The organism is Nisaea sp. (genome assembly GCF_039990255.1).
Lineage (GTDB): Bacteria > Pseudomonadota > Alphaproteobacteria > Thalassobaculales > Thalassobaculaceae > Nisaea.
The window spans coordinates 901,798-921,182 of record NZ_JBDXGG010000018.1 but is presented as its reverse complement, the minus strand read 5'-3'; the positions used below and the strand labels follow the sequence as shown (position 1 = coordinate 921,182).

The following is a 19,385-nucleotide window of genomic DNA, read 5'->3' as shown; positions in this document are numbered from 1 at the left end:
TGCGCGGTTTATCGTCAACACCAATTCGGCCATTGAGCAGCCTGAGGCCTCTGACTAGTGTGTACCGCAAAATCAAGGGAGTGACGTTTATGCAGGCGCGCGAAAGCCGACCCGGAGTTGCACCGGTTCTGGATAGTCTGAAAGATCGGTTCGCGGACCGGCTCTCGACAGCCCCGGCCGTCCTCGAACGGCATGGCCAGGACGAGAGCTATCACAGAGCCGTGCCGCCGGAAGGCGTTGTCTTCGCCAACAGTACCGAAGAAGTAGCAGAAGTCGTGAAACTCTGCGCCGAACATGGCGTTCCGGTTATTCCTTTCGGCACCGGAACTTCGCTGGAGGGCCATATCGGGGCGGTTGCCGGTGGAATCTGCATCGATCTATCCCAAATGAATGCGGTCTTAGACGTCAATGCCGAGGATCTGGACTGCCGCGTACAGGCCGGAGTGACGCGCAAACAGCTCAATACCCATTTGCGTGATCAGGGCCTGTTCTTCCCGATCGACCCTGGCGCCGATGCGTCTATCGGCGGCATGGCGGCAACACGTGCTTCCGGCACCAACGCGGTGCGCTACGGCACCATGCGCGAGAACGTGCTGTCGCTGACCGTGGTGACAGCCAGCGGAGAGATCATCCGCACCGCCCGCCGGGCCCGCAAATCATCCGCAGGATACGATCTGACGCGGCTGTTTGTCGGTTCAGAAGGCACACTCGGCGTGATTACCGAAGTTACCCTCAAGCTCTATGGCATTCCGGAAGCGGTCTCCGCGGCCGTTTGTCAGTTCGATGATCTTGAGAGCGCCGTCAGCACGGTAATACTGACCATCCAGACCGGCGTGCCAATGGCCCGTATCGAGTTGCTGAATGACGATCAGATGGAGGCCTGCATACGGTTCTCCAAGCTTGAGGGTTACGAGAAAAAGCCGACCCTGTTCTTCGAGTTCCACGGCAGCGAGAGCGGCGTGAAAGAACAGGCCGAAATGGTCGAGGGGATCGCGTCCGAGTTCGGCGGCAGCGCTTTCCAGTGGGCGGAGAAAGCCGAGGACCGTAACAGGCTCTGGGAAGCTCGACATAATGTGCATTACTCGATCAAATCCATGCGCCCGAACTGTGAAGTCATGGCAACCGATATCTGCGTGCCGATCTCACGGCTGGCAGAAGCCATCCTGGAAGCCCAGAAAGACCTGATCGAAAACGGCCTGACCGCCGGTATCGTCGGCCATGTCGGAGACGGTAATTTCCATGTCGGCTACTGCATCGATCCGAACAACGCTGAAGAGGTCGCCGCCGCCAAGGGCCACAACGAACGCATGGTGTTCCGGGCTCTGGAAATGGACGGCACCTGTACCGGCGAGCACGGCATCGGCCAAGGTAAGATCCGCTACATGGAAGCCGAGCACGGGTTGGCCCTCAACGCCATGAGGGCGATCAAGCAGGCGCTCGATCCGCAGAACATCATGAATCCGGGAAAAGTTCTGCCGTCCTGAGGGTGTCGCGGCTCAAGACACAACACACACATTCAAAAGGCCGCCCCCGAACTGGGAGGCGGCCTTCTATTTCCGGCTGAGAGAAAGGAATCAGGCAATCATCAGGCCGAGACCAGCGGCAACGGTCAGGCCACCAGCGCCACGCACAACGGCCGATGCCATAGCGGCGCGCTCCAAGAAGAGCTTTTCAGCCAGCAGACCAGCACCAAGGCCAGCGCCATGCAGCAGCGCGGTCGCGGCAACAAAACCGGCACCATAGGCAAATGCCGTCGCACCGCCGATTTCACCGCCATGGGCATGTCCGTGGAACAATGCGAAGGCACCGACGACAACAGCACCGACAATTGCCGGAAGCTTCACCGCGCAGGCGACCAGCAGGCCGAGCGCGACGACGGATGCAAGAATAGCGGGTTCAACGAACGGCAGAGCAACGCCCGACAGCGCCAGCCCGAAGCCCAGCGCCATGCAACCGACAAAGGCGAGCGGTACGCCAACCAGCCCCCGGCCGCCCATCTGGAAAGCCCAAATACCGACCGCGACCATCGCAAGAATATGATCCGCACCGAGCATCGGGTGTGAGAGGCCCGCGGCGAAAGAGCCATGTTCTGCCGGGTTCAGATGCGCCAGGGATGGGGATGCGCTGGCAACAAGCATTGCGGCGCCAAGAGATAAGGCTTTAATCATGTCTGTGATCCTTTGAGGAAGTCGATCATGCGCCCCTGATTGGGTCGCGCGCGTCAACGGTTACACATAAGGTTAACGAAGCCAAGAGCCCCCCTTCCCGATGCCTGATACCCTTCCCGAAATCCGCGCCATTCTCGAAGCCTCTCCTTACGCTTACGAGGTAATGGAGTGCGATCCGGCGCTTGCCGACACAGCCGTATTTTGTGAACGATATGGCAAGGCCCCGGAAGACTCGGCCAACACGATTCTCGTCCGCTCCAAAACGGGCGATCTGAAATTCGCCGCCTGCGTGGTGCTGGCGACGCATCGGCTGGATGTGAACAAGGTGGTACGCAAGAGGCTCGAAGCGCGAAAGGTGTCATTCGCTAGCGCGGAAGAGACGAAAGAACTCACCGGCATGGAAATCGGCGGCGTTACGGCGCTTGGACTTCCGGCGGATCTACCGCTCTGGATCGACGCCGATGTAATGGCACGAAAGGAAATCATTCTCGGCGGCGGCAACCGGTCCTCAAAGCTGATCGTCGATCCGAAACTGCTGACGGATCAGCCAATGGCAGAAGTAGTCGAGGGATTGGCAAATCCAATCACTCTGTGATCGTAATCTGTGACACCCTCAAAAGCGGGCTCTAATCCTACCCTCTCTTACCCTTTGCAGGTATTCTGTTCGCATAATTCGCGTGTCAGGCAGATCGAAGATCCAGTGCCCCCGCGCCGTGGATCGGCCCATTTCCCCGCGCCTGCACGAGGACCGACAACCGGTCCGTGGGCATCCTGGCGGCACTGCCCGGAATGCGGAATTTATCCGCCTTGCCATCCCAGCTGCCGAGAGACCGGTAGAACCGGACCACGGCGAAATCCTCCAACGTCCGGCCTCTGTTCTCACCGCGCGGGATCTCGGTCACATGCCGCTCATCGCTACCAACAAGGAGAATTTCTGCACCGGCATAGTCGGTGCCCTGCCTTGCATCCAGCAACAATTCGAAATCGCCGCCGTCACGGTTAAATGTAACGTCAAGGCCAGGTCCGCCACGCTGTGCCCGGCGCCGCTCCAATTCCTGCAGCACAATTGAGCGGCGGGAGCCGACCAGATCCGCTTCCCCATCAATGACAAGCTGCGGCGTGTAAATCGTCCTCAGCTTCATGGCATGCGCATAGCGCCGCTGGCGGTCGCTCATCTCCTTCGAGGAAAACGGGTCTTCCCAGCCAATATAGTTCCAATAGTCGACATGATAGGCGAGCGCGACCACATCCGGTTCCTTAGCCAACTCGCCCAGTAACTCATCCGCCGGTGGACAGGATGAGCAGCCCTGACTGGTAAAGAGTTCGAGAACAATCGGACCTGAACGGCGGGTTGCCGCTATCACGGGCCGGCTCGGGCGCGCCAGGGATGCGAGGCCGAGAGCGCCTGCGGCGGCGATGCCGCCGAGTAGGGTGCGTCGCGATGTCATCATGGGACACGAGACTATGCGCGCTTGCCCCTTGGTGCGAATCAACATCCGTCACGGGTCAGTGACCGATAACCTAGCTCAAAGATCATGCTTGAAGTGTGCCCGAGCCTGGCTACCCATCTAGCCTTGGTGGGGGCCTGTTGTGCCTGGACTGTCTATCACACGGCACGCCTGCAGAAATTCTATGCACGCCGCCTCGGGTAGCGGGCGACTGAAAAGATAACCCTGAAATTGTGTGCACCCAAGGGCGATCAGCATGTCCCGTTGCGGCTCTGTTTCAACGAATTCCGCAACAATGGAGACCCCCCTTGTTTCGCCCAACGCAGCAATACTCCGGATGATGTCCGCATTGGCCTTGTGGGTCAGGACATCGCGCGAAAGCGAGCCATCGATCTTGATCGCACCGACATTAAACCGCCTGAGGTACAGTAGAGATGAATAGCCCATTCCGAAATCATCCATGGAAAGGTGGACACCGATTTCCGACAACCGGCGAAATGCAGAATCTGCTTGTTCGCTATCCGGGATCGCCTGGGATTCAGTTATTTCCAACTCCACCTCATCGGGCGCAAGCCCGCCGCGCTCCAACGCTCGGGCGACCTGCTCCGGCAACGCCGGATCTTCAAGCTGCATAGGAGAGACGTTAAGAGCCATCTTGAGCCCCGTGTATCCAAGAGCGTTAAGTCTTGCCTTGCAGGCGCAAGCTTCCCCGATTACCCAGCCACCCAACTCGTTGATAAGACCACCGTCCTCGGCCAGCGTTACCGCGAGTATCGGCGCAAGCGGACCGTGCCGTCGATGGTTCCATCGCAGCAATGCCTCGAGACCGACCACCGTCTCGTGCTTGTCCAGCTTCGGCTGGTAATGCAACTCCAGTTCGCCGCGTGCTATGGCCTGCCGCAGATCGACAAGCATAGCCCTGGCAACGAGACCGACATCGTCTTGACGGCGAATGACGGGGGAACGCTTCTTCTCTTCCATGATGGCATCTGCCGCTTTCGCGACAAGATCAGCCTGATAGTCTCCACGCCGACGTTCAGCCAATTGGACGAAGGGAAAATAAAGCGCCGTGCTGAGCGCGATCAGAAATGACTGCAATGCCGCGCCGCGCCAGGATTCGGTAGCCATCCAGCCCGAAATTAACGGCGGCGTTGTCCAGGGCGCAGATGTCTCGCCGAGCGAAATGAAACCGCTCTCAAGCGCTCCGATGGTAATCAATGCCAGTAGCACCGGTACTCCGACGAACGGCGCCAGATATATCGGATTGAGCACAACCGGCAAGCCGAACAACACGACTTCGTTAATGTTGAAGAGTGACGGCACCACCCCCAACCTTGCTACCCGAAGCTGACTTCCTTCTCGCACGGTAAGAAAAATAGCAAGTAGCAAACCGAGCGTACTCCCGGAACCGCCCATCAAGACAAATGCGACGAATAACTGTTGGAATTCGAGCGAGAACAGATGGGGCTCACTTGATCCCGCCAATAAGGTATCCGAGGCCGTTCTGAGCACGGATCCACCGTGTGCGCCAAAGAACCACGTAACCTGATTCACAAATGTGGCGGCTAAAATTGACCATCGGGAATCAGTTCCGAACGCCCACTCAAACACCTGCTGCGGAATTGCAGACAGCGCTGGAAGCAACAGAACGGCACACAACAGAATAGTAAAAAGCGCGGCTACGGCAGTCGGAATACATGCCTGTAAAGCCCGAGAAAAAACCACATCCGTGTCATAGGCAAACTGCCACGGCCACGGAACATGCCAGCGCGATAAAACGTCCGGTACGATGGCTGAGGCAAGTCCGATCAGAATGGCAGCCGACATAGCCCCACTGCTGAAACCATCCGCAAGAGATGTTCCGCTCATGAAGACATAGAGCATGAAATTAACAAGCGCTGAGAAGGAAATCATGAAGGAGGGCATGGGTCCTCGGTCAGCAGCCTGACGCGAGAGCCTCTGATGCGTATAAACAGCGATGGCCACTGCCGTACCGACGGTCCAAGCCGCAACACTTGCGTCAATCATTTGGCCGACAACAAGCTTCCAGCCGTTGCCGAATACCCCGTTCATCATCTCTTGATAAGCAGGGAGGGGCAGTTCCTGCGCCAGTTCTGCCATCACCTTACAGAAGGTCAGCGGCAACAACGTGATGAAGGCATCCCGAATTGCAAAAAGATAAAGACGCAAATGCGTACGCAACATGACCGGTCGTTTCACCCCAAGCCAACCGAAGGCCTACCGATCCAACTGATAGTCCGAGGATCAGCCAGTCGAGTCCGCAGATGAAAATCTGCACGAAGCAGTTCCGCAACTGTCTTCGTTGCAGAAGCTTACGTCACCCCAACTTATACTCTGTTCAGATAAAGTTAATTCTAAAAATCCGTGACACCCCGAAAACTTTCTAAGCCGTTCGAATATCAGTAATAATCTCGACACCGAAGTTTTTTCCGGTCACGTGCTCTACGATTTTTGCGCCAACCTCTTCCGGTGAAGCCAGTGCTCCGGTCGCCTTGAGTTCTACGAACTGGGCGCGCAATGCGAAGTCCTCTTCCGAGGTTCCACGTATCGTTGACTGCATGCCTGTATCAATCACGCCAGGCGCCAGGCTCTCGATCTTGAGCCCCGGCAGAGCGTCCTGACGAACACCGTTTGCATGATGATCCAGCGCCGCCTTTGTTGCACAATAAACGCTCCATCCAGTATAAGCATGCCGGCCTGCTCCACTGGAGATATGGACCAGCCTCCGGTCGGCCACATTGGTGCTTGTGGCCGCGAAGGCATCCGCCAAAACCAACGCGGCGCTGACATTCACCGTAACCGCCCGGGCGATTGCGGCGGAACCTTGCCGACCAAGCGGCGCGATCGGCTCGACAATCCCTGCATTGTTGATCAGCAATGCACTCTCAGCGCCTTCCAGAAAACTCTCAAGCTCCCCACCATCTAGCCACGCGGCAAGGGCATCGACATCGCCAAGATCAAGAGCGACCTGCTCAAGACCTGCCTCAAAGCCAGGCAAGGCGGACCGGGATAGGCCAAGCACATTGTATCCGTCAGCCAGCAGCGCAGCGGTAATCCCGGCTCCGAGGCCTTTACTGTGTCCTGTGACAATGGCTTTCTTCATGGTGATCCCTCCGAGGAAATACAGCGGCCCGCGCCGAATAACATTTCCTCATCTAACATTCGAGGCCACCGCTGTCCCGCCTCTCGGCCTCCCTCAATCAGGAAAGGCTCCTACGCGCCCAAAATTGAGGTTATCCGGGGCGTTCCGCACCGAAACAAAGGCATTCGATCCAGCTAAATAGCGGCACTTTATGCCGCGCACAGACAGCCTGCGGCTATCTATCCATCTAGCGCATCAGCAGATTCGGCGAGCCTCTTTCAACGGGCGCGCCCCCCGCAACTTCCTTCGGTCCGAGGCAGACGGCGATCTCGTTGCGGTCAAGCGTCTCCCTCTTCTCAAGATCCTTGATCAGCCGGAGCACTTTCTGCTCGTTCTTCTTCAGCAGTGCCACTGCACGCTGTTCGGCCTCTATGAGATACTTACGGACCGCGCCGTCCGCCAGTGCTGCCGTCGCTTCCGAGAAGTGCCGCGGCTGCGCCATCTCACGGCCGAGAAACGGATGCGACTCACTCTCCCTCACGTCCACCGGGCCGACCTCTTCCGACATCCCCCATCGCCCGACCATGGAGCGGGCGATCTGAGTCGCCATCCGGATGTCCTCATCGGCCCCCGAGCTGACCGAACCGAGAAAGACCTGCTCCGCAGCACGCCCGCCGAGGATGACCGCCAACCGGTCGTTCAGATAGTCCTCGGTAAGCGTATGCCGTTCGATCTCAGGCATCTGGTGTGTTCCGCCGAGAGCGCGGCCGCGCGGAATGATTGTCACCTTGTGCAGCGGATCCGCGCCGGGCAGGAAATTCGCGACCGCGGTATGCCCTGACTCATGGACCGCCAGCCGGTGTCGCTCCTCCGGATGAATCGCCAACGTGCGCACCGCCCCCATGATAATGCGGTCGCGCATCTCGTCGAAGTGCCGAGGATCCACCTTGAGCTGGTTTTCCCGCGCCGCTGCCATTGCAGCTTCATTGACCAGGTTCTTCAGATCAGCGCCGGAAAAACCGGGCGTTCCGGTCGCGATCACATGCAGGTCGACGCTGTCGGCCAGAGGTACATTGCGACAGTGCACCTCCAGGATTGCTTCCCGGCCCTTCAGGTCTGGCAACTCCAGCGTTACATGCCGGTCGAAACGACCTGGGCGCAACAGAGCGGGATCAAGGACGTCCGGCCTGTTGGTAGCGGCGAGCACCACCACAGCCTCGTGTCCCTCGAAGCCGTCCATCTCGGCCAGAATTTGGTTCAGGGTCTGCTCGCGCTCGTCATGCCCACCGCCAAGACCGGCACCCCGCACCCGGCCGACACTGTCGAGCTCATCAATGAAAATTATGGCCGGGGCCGCCTTTTTTGCTTCATCAAACAGGGAGCGGACGCGCGAAGCACCGACACCGACGAACATCTCGATAAATTCAGAGGCCGACATATGGAAGAACGGCACCCCCGCTTCCCCCGCCAGCGCGCGAGCAAGCATGGTCTTACCGGTGCCTGGCGGTCCCTGCAGCAGAATGCCGTGCGGGACTTCCGCGCCGAGCCGCTGATAGCGTTCGGCGTCACGCAAGAATTCCAGGAGTTCGGAAACCTCGGCCTTTGCGTTTTCTTGCCCCGCGACATCGGCGAAACGGATCTTCGGCGTCTCCGCCTTCTTGACGGCCTTCATCCGGCCCCTCAGGAAATCCCCTGTCCCCCCGCGACCACCGAGACCACCGAGACCACCAGGCATAGCTCCCGACATCCGAGACCACATGAAGAACCAGAACCCCAGGATCAGCAGCCAAGGCAAAAGACTGACAAGCCAGGACCCTTCTTCGGCGGGACGGGACTGAACCTCGACACCCGCTTCCTGGAGCGCGTTGAGCAGCGCTGGATCGCCGGTCGGGGGAACATAGGAAACGAAAGCGGTCGTCGCTCCTTTCGGGCCAGTCGCTGCTGCTCGCAGCAGACCTTCAATCCGCTCGCCCCGGAAGAGTACGCTCTCCACCTGACCTGCGGCGACCAGTGACTTGAAATCCGTGTAACTCCGGACCGCGCGCGTGTCGGTCCCGGGAAGGAGCCGGGAAAGAACAAGAATGGCCATAAGCACCAGAGCCATAGCCGCAAATTTTATTAGGTGTGGCTTCCAGTCTTTTGGGTTTTCTTCCATTCCGTCACCTGCGCCCCACGGTTGCAATGCCGTCTTGAAGCTAACAAATGAAGATACAGAAAGTCTTTGATCCAATTCAGGATCGAGGTCAGACGGCATGTAGAACAATCGATTCCTAAGAACTCAATTGCAAGCACCCGGAAATGTAATCGCGCCTTTACCGCCGTAGCTCCGGCACGCACCAGACCAGCAAGGCCGTCGCTGCAAGGCCTTCGATTGCGATCACCGACAGAGCTGCGGAACCGCCGATCAGTGACGCAAGCCATCCCACATGCAAAACGCCGAGCGGCCCGGCGCCGATGCAGACAGAGAGAATCCCCATAAGCCGGGAACGGATCTCCGGCGGTGCCTCGGAGAACATGATGGCACTCTGCATTGCCGCGAAACCTGCAATCCCGAAGCCGCCGACCGCCAGGATGAACAGCGCGGCGATGTAGCTGGTCACAAGCGAGAAGGCCAGGATGCAGATAACGAAGAGTATTGAGCCCAGCAGATAAATTAGGCGGAACCGGTTAGGTGCGGCGACAAATGCGATCAACAATGCACCGGCAAAGGCGCCGCCACCTTCAACCGTCAGCAAAAGGCCAATCCTGACAGGATCGATATCAAAGGTCTCCCGCCCGACCACTGGCGCCATCGAGGCATATGGAAAGGCAAACAGGTTGACGATGACGGTGATACCGAGATGGCCGAGCAATGCCCGGCTTTTGCGCAGATAGGCAATTCCCTCGCCAATTTCCCGGAACAGCGCGAACGGGCGTGGCGTCTTGTCTGTCACCTTACAGACAACAAATAGCGCGAGAAGAACGGCCACAAAATAGAAAAACGCGGCGACAGCGTAGGTGCCCTCCATACCGATTGCAGCATAAAGCCCCCCACCGGCAATCGGACCAAACATCCTGGTGGCGTTGTTTGAGGCACTGTCCATCGACATCGCCGGGCCGAGCCGGGCATGCCCGACGCTCTCTCCAAGAATCGTCCGGCGAACGGGCAAATCTGTTGACCAGCCCATTCCGGAAAGGAAGGCGCCCAGCCCGACCTGCCAGACCGTAAGCGTTCCGGCCCAGGCCGAGACCGCCAGCACGCCTGCGGTACCCGCCATCAATGAGAGCGAAAGCACCAGCAAGAGCTTTCGATCGAGCCTGTCCGCGATCACCCCGACAATTGAGCCGAAAAGCGCGAGAGGCGCCATCCGGAGCATTGTCATCAACGCCACGAGAACGGGAGAGTTCGTGAGATCGTAGACCCAGACTCCGACGGCAAGCAGCTCGAGCCAGCGCATCGCCCCCATCAGCACGCCGATAAGCCAGAGCTTGCGGAAGGTCGGATCGGCAATCAGGGAAAAGGCACTGGCCGACCGGCTCGCTTGCTGGCCGTCTCCGGCGTGACTGTTCATCGCGAAACGGCCATTAAACGACCGACCATTCCGGCGGAACGCTCTGTGGCGGCGGTACTGGGCGGCCCGGAGGGTTAACGGGAAGCGTCAGCCTGAAGCTGTCACGCGCCGAGAAGCGTTCGAACCAGTGTGCGAGATCGGGACAGTGAGCACGCCAGGGAAGCGTCTCATAGCGAAAGACGATATAGCCGAGCGCTGCCGCCGTCGCGATCTGGCCATGGCACATTTTTTCACCCGCATTCCAGCCCACAGCCTCCCGGTTCAGCCCCAGAAGGGCATGAGAGATCGCATGGTCCTGACGGTCGATGAATTCCCTGGAAATCAGGCTTTCCGGAGTCCGCAAGGCCTCGTTCCGCCGCAGATTGGCCGCATCCGCCAGGCCGTCCGCCAGGGACTCCGTCCTGAGCACCTGCCAACGCCCAGCCCCACTCTCCGGGATCAAGCGGGGACCGTCATGCTGCGTGTCCAGATAGGCGCAGATCACGGTCGAGTCATAGAGCGCAATTCCCTCGTCCGTCTCCAGCGCCGGGATTTTTCCGAGCGGGTTCAGCGGCCTCAGAATCTGCTCGTCCGCAGGGTTTGTATAAACCTCCGAAACCCGCTCGGAGAGACCGGTTTCGATCAGGAAAATCTTCACTTTCCGGACATAGGGCGAGGTGTAGGAGGAATGCAGATGCATAGCTCTCGATCCGGCGTGTGATGTCGTCTTTTGCTCGCAGGGACGCGATTGGTCCGGCAAGGTTGCCGGGCAGACTGGTGTATCAGCCTACCTCATACTCACGGCGTGCGCACGCTACTCCGCAGCCGCTACGCCGCGCCTGTCTTCCATATAGGCGTTCAGCTTCGGCCAGACTTCCTCGGCCATGCGTGTGAAGGAGCGATGCCACAAATCCTGCCTTCCCTCCATATCGTGCCCGGTCAGCATCAACGTGCCGAAATCGCCAATCTCGTCACGGAAGGCGACCAGCTTGTCGAGCACGGTCTCCGCCGTCCCGGCGATAACGAATTCCCGCGCCTTCTGCATCGATTCACGCTTCAACACATCCCAATCGATAGCGCCGGGCGCGTCACCATTCGCGAGACGGCCCTGCGCCCCGAGATACTGATAATACCAGGAGAAAACGCCGTCGGGATCTGCCAGCATCTCTTCGGCCTCCGCATCACTATCGGTGATCAGCACTGAGCGTCCAACCCGCCAGATAGACGGGTCCGCCACGCGTTCCGCCTTCTCCGCGCCCGCCACATAGGTCGGCCAGTGGGTGGCAATGTCGGCGGCGGGCACGAAGTTTCCGGACACCATGTACCAGCCGCGCTGACCGGCGAAATTGGCTGTCATTGAATTGGCGCCGCGCACGGACACGGCGATTGGCGGGTGCGGCTGCTGGTAGGGACGGATGAAACGACCAATCCCCATTTCCGGCAAGACCCTTTGCTCCATGCGCGCGGTGAAGTGCGCGCCCTGGTGGTTCCATGGCGGGTCCTCGGTCCAGACCTTCCGGATCAGATCGACGGCTTCCACCATCGCCATGGCCCGGGCCTTGTGGTCGAGATTATCGAAAATCTCCCAATCGCTGGACAGCCCGCCGGAGCCGATCCCGAAGATAAAGCGCCCGCGCGCCAGATGGTCGAACAGGGCCGCATGGCCCGCCACCACGACGGGGTGCTGCTGCGGCAAGGAGATCACCCCGCTGGCGAATGTGATCTGTTTGGTTTCGGCGATCAGCGAGGCATTGAACAGCAGGGGCGAGGCAACCGGCTCGGCGGTGGAGGTGTAATGCTCCCCCATCCACGCTTCCGCATAGCCGAGCTTGTCGGCCAGGATGACAAGCTGCCGGTTTTCTTCCAGCACATCCGCAAAATCCCGCGACGGCGGATGCAGCGGCATCATGAACAGACCGAGCTTGGCCATATTCGCCTCCCTGATTTTATTGTTTTGACGGAGGCTAGCACCGGGTTTGGTGGCGGGGAAGCGGTCTGGCGCCGACAAGATTCTTTTCCCGGCCACCGAGCCGGGACCTTGGCGATCGTGTGACTGCGCCCTCCATCCCGAGGTCCTCGGTGTGAATTGGCAATGTCGGAGCCGTTTGATCGCCAAGGTCCCGGACGGGGTCCGGGAAGGCGACTTTGAAAGCCCCGTACCGCGCACATAAAAAGGCCGGGGCAGCTTCCGATGCCCCGGCCTCCTCTTCTCGTCTTTATCCCGCCCCGATCAGAACGCCTTGTCGGTTTCCGGACGGTATTTGTTCTTCGGCACGAAACCGGACCGCTCGGCGACCCGCTGCTCGCGCACCCAGACCTCGCGGTTCGGGTGCAGACCGGCGCCGCGGCTTGCCGGGACCGCCGTGTGGCGGGCGCGGTGCAGCAGGCGAGTGTCGGCGTTGCCGCAAAGCGGGTGCACCCCGCCATTATCGGCCACGACCTTGTCCCAGGCCGCCTTGCGGGCCGCCCTCACCGCCGGGTCGTTCAGCGCGGTACAGATCAGCTCGTTCGTCGTCAGGTCGGCGACGATCTCGTCCCCGTCCTCGACCAGTGCAATCGGGCCGCCGAGCGCCGCTTCGGGGCCGACATGGCCGATCACCAGACCGACAGAGCCGCCGGAGAAGCGGGCATCGGTCATCAAGGCCACGGTGATATTCCGCTCACGGCACAGCGTGGTGATGCGCGAGGTCGGATCGAGCATTTCCGGCATGCCCGGCGCGCCGCTCGGACCGGCATAGCGGATGATGGTGATATCGTTGTCCTGGAACACGTCCGGCGTCTCGTCCAGAGCCTTCAGCAGGGCCGGCTCGCCCTCGAACACCCGGGCGTTACCAACGAATTTGTTATCTTCGAGACCACTCTCGACACCTGCCAGCTTCAGGATGGCGGAGAAGTCCGGCGAGAGATTGCCGCCGAGCACGCGCAAGCCCCCGGTCGGCTTGTAGGGCTTTTCGACCGGATAGATCACGGTGCCGTCGACCTTCTTCGTCTCCAGTCGCTTCACCTGCTCGGCCAGCGTCTCGCCGGTACAGGTCAGCACGTCGCCGTTCAACAGGCCCGCTTCCAGCAGCTCGCGCACAATCACCTGCACGCCGCCGACGCCGTCGATATCGACCATCGAGTATGTGCCGTAGGGCCGTGCGTCGGTCACCACCGGCACAACATGCTCGGCCAGATGGTTGAACTCTTCCGGCGTGATCACCTCTTTCCAGAAATCGGCGAACCCGGCGGCGCGGGCGATTTCCGGCGCGTGCAGCGTCACGTTGGTGGAGCCGCCGATGGCCATGGCGACGATCATGGCGTTGCGCAGGCTGTCCCGGACCACGATGTCGCGCGGCTTCAGGTCGTTCTTCATCATCTCGGAGAGAATCTGCACCAGTTCGGCCGGGAATTCCTTCAGGCGGCGCGGATCGTCGGAGGCCGGGGCCACCATGTGCAGCGGCTGCATGCCGACGACGCCGATGAAGGTCTGCATCGTGTTGTAGGTGAACATGCCGCCGCAGCTGCCGAAGCCGGGGCAGGCATTGCAGGAGATCCGGTGCCGGAATTCGGCGTCCGGGTTCCCGGCGACCTGATAGGCGGACACGATATCGAGGGTGTCGCCGGTCTCCGGGTCCGTGCCCGGGCGGATCGGCCCGTCGGACATGATGATGGAGGGCTGGTTATGCTCCAGCAGAGCTGCCAGCGTGCCGACCGGCGGCTTGTCGCAGGCGACCACGGCGATGGTCCCGGCGAGGCCGGTGGCCTCCAGATGCTCGCACAGTGCGTCGTTGGTGACCTCCCGGCCGATCAGCGAGTAGCGCATTTCCGGCGTGCCGTTACGCACCCCGTCCGAGGTGGCGATGGTGAATTCCGGCTGCACCAGACGGAACGGCAACTTGCCCGCCTCCCGGCCGATCCGGCCCTTCAGCGCCTCGTGAATCGCCTCCACCTTCTCCGCCACGCCAAGATAGCACTGGCTGTCCCCCTTGGTGCCGACCACGCCGACGGACGGCTCGTGGATCAGCTCCGGATCGGTGCCGAGCGCATTGGCAAGGCCGATAGTCTGGGCCGAACGGCCCGGATGGCGGTCGATAAGGACGGTTTTTGAATTCTTCACGGGAGCATTTCCTCAGGGTGGGCGCATATCGCTCGGACGGCAACGGCGAGGCTGCCAGCTTGTTTGAGCGGGATATTAGGACATGCGGGGGCGTGAGGGAAAGGGTGGGGGGCTGGGAGGTTAAAAATGCGACTAGTGTCGACGGATGAAAACTTGGGTCCCGTGCCAACCGCTCGCTGAGGTTAAGGGCTGTACCTCCCCAGCTAATGGTAGCGCTAGTTAAGAGTAAGTCACTTTAATTTCCTAAACTTCGTAGGAGGTTATAGGTACCAAGGAATCGCACAGAATGCCGGTCGCGACTCGATAACACTGCGAGTCGCTTTTCCGAGATTTTAGAAGGACGGCGCACATAAAAATGTCGCTACGTTTTACGCCAACACCAATGAAAGCAACCCTACAAGATCCTGATAGACCTATTAAATTAACCATTCCGAAACGAGGGTCTCAACAGATTGAAAACTCGTATAAAATTCATACTTCCAGCGCTTTCTGCTAAAATAAGTAGAGCGAGTTTGGCGGCAAGAGCCCCTAATGAAAGCGGCATCAATCTGGTTAGTTAGGCCAAAACTCAGCAAGTCTGCTTGTCAATCAGCAATCTGGTCCGTACGATCTTGCGCATAAACTTAAGAGATAAAAGATTAATGGATTCCTATCTCGAGATCGCACACAAGGTACTTTCTGAAGCAAGGCAGCCACTGTGCGCCCGGGAAATGCTAAAAGCTGCCTATCAGATGCAAATTGTTCCAAACGACCTATATGGGAAGACGCAGCACAAAACGCTGCAGGCCAGACTTTCAACCGATATTTTAAAATATAAGAAAAATAGTAAATTTTTCCGAACCGGCCCAGGTCTCTTTTATCTGCGTTCTTTGTTGGACAAACAATCATCGACTGCACACCATACGCAAGAATACATCGCACCACTAAGGTCAGAACAGTTAGGCCGGTTTGATGTTCTCACCTTTTTAAGGAATGATGTTTTTTCATTACAAAAAACCGGAACAACCCAAGTTAATCTAAAAGACCTAGTTTCAATTAAATGGAAATATCGGCGATTGAGTGATTTAAAACTAGAACCAGACACTATTTCTCTTCAGTTTTTAATCATTATATTCGACGGACGTCGCGTTGCTCTGAATAAAACCCACACACCAACTGATGAAAGTATTTTTAAAAGACTTTCATTCGGTTTTGAAGGAATCGTTCGGAAAGAAGACAGGTCTCTTTTCTCCAATGATAGTTTTGGTCTAACAGAGGCTGCAATTAGAACGCTAACTCAACAATTTTCATTATCTGAGACCGCAATTAATATTTTGGAAGAGAGTTCTCGCTGGTCCTTCCCAGTCACTTTTTATGAAACAGCTGGCCCACCGGGATCCGATGATCTACTGGCAATCATATCGTTTCAAAGTGCTGGTTTCCCAGAGCTTATTGAAACAATTGATGATCTCGAGACGATGGAGTGGGCAACATTTCCTCCGAGAATTAACGACACAAGCCGACTAGGAAGATGGTCCGCCCGGATTGCCGAAAACATTGAGGACCAACAAGCAATATCGCCGATTTAAAATTTACTCAACATATATTTTAGCGGTAATTTCTCGATTAAGTTGGCTATAGTAGCTACACCTAATCGGCGCCATTTGTCATCTGCTTTTGCTGGGTCTGCAAGATCTGAAATAGCACGAAGCATAGCGAATTTAACATTATATACTTCAGCAGCGGCACACACGCCGCCAGCTTCCATTTCAACACCCAAGAGTTTTTCTGCCGCTTTTAGCATCTGATTTCGCCAGTCATCACTCGAAACCACTTCATCGGCGCTTGCCATTGCTCCAAAGCGAATTGCCGGTCGACGATCATCATCCCAACCAAGACTACAAGCCTCTATGGCCCATTCATCACGGTTAAATGCGTTTAATGTTCTCTGGAAAACCGTTGCCATTCGGTAATCTTTTCGCCGGAAATTATGAGAAGTGCCTCCGTCCTCAACATCGCGAACTTTCCGGATCCCAAGATCCACACAATCTGTCACACAGACTATGTGACCGACCTTGCTTTCGTTTTCTTCAAATCCCCCGGCTATGCCAACAATCATTATAAGTTTTGGGATATCTTCAGATCTTTTAGCCAAGTAATCTGTAACTGCAATTCCTGCAGATACTCTTCCCATGTTAAGTGGGCATATTATTTCTACGGGAGTTTCTCCAACTAAACCGGATGCTGCAATCTCATCGGAATATCTAGTTAACCCCCACGAATCAACTAGAACTTTCAATTCTTCTTCCAATGCAACAAATATAACTAACTGCGATCTGCTTCTCGACATCACTGCAATTTTTCCATTTTGTTTTTCACTTCCCTTGTCTTTTTCACCGAAATCAGCTGCCCGTCTCTCTAAGTCGAGATGTGCTGAAATTACATCAGCGGCCTCTTGAAACGCGTGATCCATCTCGAATATTTGAACTGGGGATAGGTCAAACAAGTTTCCTTTGAGGCGAGGAACCGTATTCCACTCATATTTCGTCGCGCGTCGCGCTCGGTCCGCATAATATTTTATCTCAAGTTCATTTTTAGATAGTTTGACAAGCTTCCTAGCCGCACCAACATAAGCATCAATAAAACTGATAAACCCAGACCGCCGACGAAACTCTAAAATTAGGTCTGCTGATCCATCCAAAAGCAAATCTGATAAATAAAAGACATCCAAAAACGACCTCAACACCCTGTAATCATAAGCTTTATCGGTCGGAATTCGAAAATCTCTTGTAATATTTGGTATGCTCACAAGGCCAACAAGCCCAAATTCTCGGCAATATTGCCCAAAATATACATGCTGAAGAACATCTCTTAATTGAGCATTCGCAACCGAAGCCTCTCGAGGCAATACTGGTTGGATAGCTGCCCATGTGAGAGCGACTCCATCTTCATATAATTCAAGTGGCTTTTGCGATATCCGATCAACATCAGAAGGGGTCAGCAACTTTTTAACCGGGCCCCAAATATTTTTCCCGATTTCCGGTCCTTCTTGCCATTCTTTTATTATATTTTCTGTAATATGCGTTTTCCTATTAATTATTCCTGTTGCGTTATCTCGAAGAAAACCAATTCGTGTATTATCAAACAGCCCGGAATATCTATCACGCATTGGCTCATAACCAATCCGCTTTTTATCGGCAAACTCAGCTAAGCTACTCTCACGCATAGGAAACCTGAGGATCCCATCGGCAAGATACGCCGATTGAGCAATTGCGAGATCGAACGCGTATTGATCCTCTACAATGAATCCTGGGGGCACTATGCACTGATCCTCGCACAATATTACTGCTGCGTTTAGTGCCCTCTTAAGTAAGCCAGAATGCCTCTCATCCAGCATATCGTATACACCAAATATTTCCCTCGTATCTCTATTCAGAAAATGTAAAAATATGTCTCGACGCACTTATCACCTATAATACATTGAAACAATAGAGCATTTCAAATGGGCAATAGAGTTCTCGTTTACGATTTCGTTATCTACAGAAACACCATCGAGTTCAACCTCAGACCTATGATTTCCATCACTCTCTAGAGAAAACACCTGTCCACGTTCTTGTAACCTCTGCACTCGAATAGAATCTTGAGCCAAAATCCGTAATATTTTGCACCCATTATATTTAGCAAGAGATAGATCAGATGAAAATCTAATAGAATCGATAATATACCCATCCATATCAGTTACACCTCTAAGTGCTGACTTGAGAAATATGCTCCCGTCAATTTGAGTTAAAGCATCATCCAACATCTGCGTTGATCTTTTATCCTCATTTCCGAACAATATTTTTGAAACTTTTCTGCATACAGCACCAGTTTTAATAATTGGAACGTCGAATTTTTGACTTAATATTTCGGCCACAGCAGACTTTCCTGAGCCACTTTTCCCTATCAACGCGATTCGAAACACCTCATCCATCTCTTCATTCCAATGAATTTTTCCCATACACCTGTCGACTTACGAAAACTGTGATCAGAAAATATCGCTCCGATCTCCAATCTTACATTTTCTTTTTCCATCAAAATCTTGCCCGCACCATTTGTGCATCAAAATGCGAACAGATCGAAAGCTTAGGGGAGTAATCTACAACCAGCGCAAATTTAACACCCTATTTTCACCCTATTTAATAGAAATTAACCTAATTTGTAACGAAAAATTGCAAAATTGCATTGCCCAGATTTGAATTGCTCAGTTTCTTAATCGTGACCAACGGTAGATAATAAATCGCACAAGGTATCTGACTCCGGGCGTCTTGCTTTGATAGTTGATATCCCGCCCCCTCAAATTAGTCATTCCATTGTCAAGGATTGCTGCATGGAATTAGGGGCGCACATTCCTTGATTTACCTCTTCGTCTCTCCCACTCAAAATTGCCCTAGCCCCTCACCACTCTCCCACTCCGGCAACGGACGCTCCTCGTAAGGGCACCATTCCGCGCAATTCTCCCGCCCGATGACCTCCACCGGAAGCGTGATCACCTCCGGCACCGCCTCCCCCTCCAGTATCCGCAGCGCCGCCATCAGCGCGGTGCAGACCAGTGCCGGGGCGTCGAAGCTGACTGTGGCGAGCATCCGGCCCGCGCGGATTGCCGTGATGGCTTCCGGCATGGCGTTCATGCCGACCATGGGGATCGACAGGCTGGCCGAGTCGGGGGCTTCCAGGACACCGAGGGACATCGCGCCGTTGTCCGGCCAGCAGGATCGCCGAGCGGCCGTGCATGTGCGGTAACGGGACATGCGGGCGCGGGCGCGTCGGCAGTTGCGGAGTCCGCCTAACGCCCTTGTTCCGGCGCCATTCGGCTGCGCGTTCGGCTCGCAGCGTCGCGGCACAGGGCACCCGCACGCGCGGCCCCGCGCTGCCTCATGCCACCGTCCATGTCTCCTCTGACATCCCGGCCCCGGCTTTTCATATATGGCTGAATTCTATACCCTTTGGTTCTTGCGGAAATGGAGGGGCGTCTCGCGTCTTGTCCATGCCGCCACATTCGGACCCGTATCTCCGCGC

15 protein-coding genes are annotated in these 19,385 nt (G+C 56.4%); 3 read left to right on the top strand and 12 right to left on the bottom strand.

Annotated elements, in window-relative coordinates; translation table 11 throughout:
• Positions 1-89: 89 nt before the first annotated feature.
• On the top strand, positions 90-1,484 hold the full coding sequence (locus tag ABJ076_RS14565; protein WP_348184576.1) for an FAD-linked oxidase C-terminal domain-containing protein: 1,395 nt from the start codon (positions 90-92) through the stop codon (positions 1,482-1,484).
• A 90-nt stretch (positions 1,485-1,574) separates the two neighbouring features.
• On the opposite strand, the gene ABJ076_RS14560 is transcribed toward ABJ076_RS14565, so the two are convergent.
• Positions 1,575-2,168, bottom strand: coding sequence for a HupE/UreJ family protein (locus ABJ076_RS14560; RefSeq protein WP_348184575.1), 594 nt, complete (start codon positions 2,166-2,168; stop codon positions 1,575-1,577).
• Positions 2,169-2,268: 100 nt separating this feature from the next.
• On the opposite strand from ABJ076_RS14560, the gene ABJ076_RS14555 reads away from it, so the two are divergent.
• On the top strand, positions 2,269-2,763 hold the full coding sequence (locus tag ABJ076_RS14555) for a YbaK/EbsC family protein (protein WP_348184573.1): 495 nt from the start codon (positions 2,269-2,271) through the stop codon (positions 2,761-2,763).
• An 85-nt stretch (positions 2,764-2,848) separates the two neighbouring features.
• On the opposite strand, the gene ABJ076_RS14550 is transcribed toward ABJ076_RS14555, so the two are convergent.
• The 8 genes from ABJ076_RS14550 to ABJ076_RS14515 all read right to left on the bottom strand — a co-directional run bounded on the left by ABJ076_RS14550 (position 2,849) and on the right by ABJ076_RS14515 (position 14,348).
• Entirely contained in the window at positions 2,849-3,616 is a 768-nt protein-coding gene (locus ABJ076_RS14550) for a DUF1223 domain-containing protein (RefSeq protein ID WP_348198094.1), read from the bottom strand.
• A gap of 120 nt (positions 3,617-3,736) precedes the next feature.
• Positions 3,737-5,821 (bottom strand): EAL domain-containing protein, encoded by a 2,085-nt coding sequence (locus ABJ076_RS14545; protein WP_348184569.1) that lies wholly within the window; start codon positions 5,819-5,821, stop codon positions 3,737-3,739.
• Between the two features lie 199 nt (positions 5,822-6,020).
• A complete protein-coding gene (locus ABJ076_RS14540; protein ID WP_348184567.1) occupies positions 6,021-6,740 on the bottom strand; it encodes an SDR family oxidoreductase in 720 nt (239 codons plus the stop codon).
• A gap of 226 nt (positions 6,741-6,966) precedes the next feature.
• Positions 6,967-8,823, bottom strand: a complete 1,857-nt coding sequence (gene ftsH, locus ABJ076_RS14535) for an ATP-dependent zinc metalloprotease FtsH (RefSeq protein WP_348198100.1) — start codon at positions 8,821-8,823, stop codon at positions 6,967-6,969.
• A 208-nt stretch (positions 8,824-9,031) separates the two neighbouring features.
• Complete coding sequence (locus tag ABJ076_RS14530; protein WP_348184563.1) at positions 9,032-10,270, bottom strand: MFS transporter; 1,239 nt, start codon at positions 10,268-10,270, stop codon at positions 9,032-9,034.
• 13 nt (positions 10,271-10,283) lie between these two features.
• A complete protein-coding gene (locus ABJ076_RS14525; RefSeq protein WP_348184561.1) occupies positions 10,284-10,949 on the bottom strand; it encodes a glutathione S-transferase N-terminal domain-containing protein in 666 nt (221 codons plus the stop codon).
• 114 nt (positions 10,950-11,063) lie between these two features.
• Positions 11,064-12,179: an LLM class flavin-dependent oxidoreductase gene (locus tag ABJ076_RS14520; RefSeq protein ID WP_348184559.1), complete on the bottom strand. Its 1,116-nt coding sequence runs from the start codon at positions 12,177-12,179 to the stop codon at positions 11,064-11,066.
• 300 nt (positions 12,180-12,479) lie between these two features.
• The gene (locus ABJ076_RS14515; protein ID WP_348202611.1) at positions 12,480-14,348 is read right to left on the bottom strand and encodes a dihydroxy-acid dehydratase; all 1,869 of its coding nucleotides are present in this window, start codon (positions 14,346-14,348) and stop codon (positions 12,480-12,482) included.
• A 641-nt stretch (positions 14,349-14,989) separates the two neighbouring features.
• Between ABJ076_RS14515 and ABJ076_RS14510 the strand changes: the two genes are divergently transcribed.
• Positions 14,990-15,916 (top strand): winged helix-turn-helix domain-containing protein, encoded by a 927-nt coding sequence (locus tag ABJ076_RS14510; protein WP_348184555.1) that lies wholly within the window; start codon positions 14,990-14,992, stop codon positions 15,914-15,916.
• Here the strand turns inward: ABJ076_RS14510 and ABJ076_RS14505 are convergent.
• The 3 genes from ABJ076_RS14505 to ABJ076_RS14495 all read right to left on the bottom strand — a co-directional run bounded on the left by ABJ076_RS14505 (position 15,913) and on the right by ABJ076_RS14495 (position 19,057).
• The gene (locus ABJ076_RS14505) at positions 15,913-17,553 is read right to left on the bottom strand and encodes a hypothetical protein (RefSeq protein ID WP_348184553.1); all 1,641 of its coding nucleotides are present in this window, start codon (positions 17,551-17,553) and stop codon (positions 15,913-15,915) included. The genes ABJ076_RS14510 and ABJ076_RS14505 overlap by 4 nt on opposite strands.
• Positions 17,554-17,793: 240 nt before the next feature.
• A complete protein-coding gene (locus tag ABJ076_RS14500; protein ID WP_348184551.1) occupies positions 17,794-18,300 on the bottom strand; it encodes a hypothetical protein in 507 nt (168 codons plus the stop codon).
• Positions 18,301-18,745: 445 nt separating this feature from the next.
• Positions 18,746-19,057 carry a hypothetical protein gene (locus tag ABJ076_RS14495; protein ID WP_348184549.1) on the bottom strand — a complete coding sequence of 104 codons (312 nt, stop codon included), beginning with the start codon at positions 19,055-19,057 and terminating at the stop codon, positions 18,746-18,748.
• Positions 19,058-19,385: the final 328 nt, after the last annotated feature.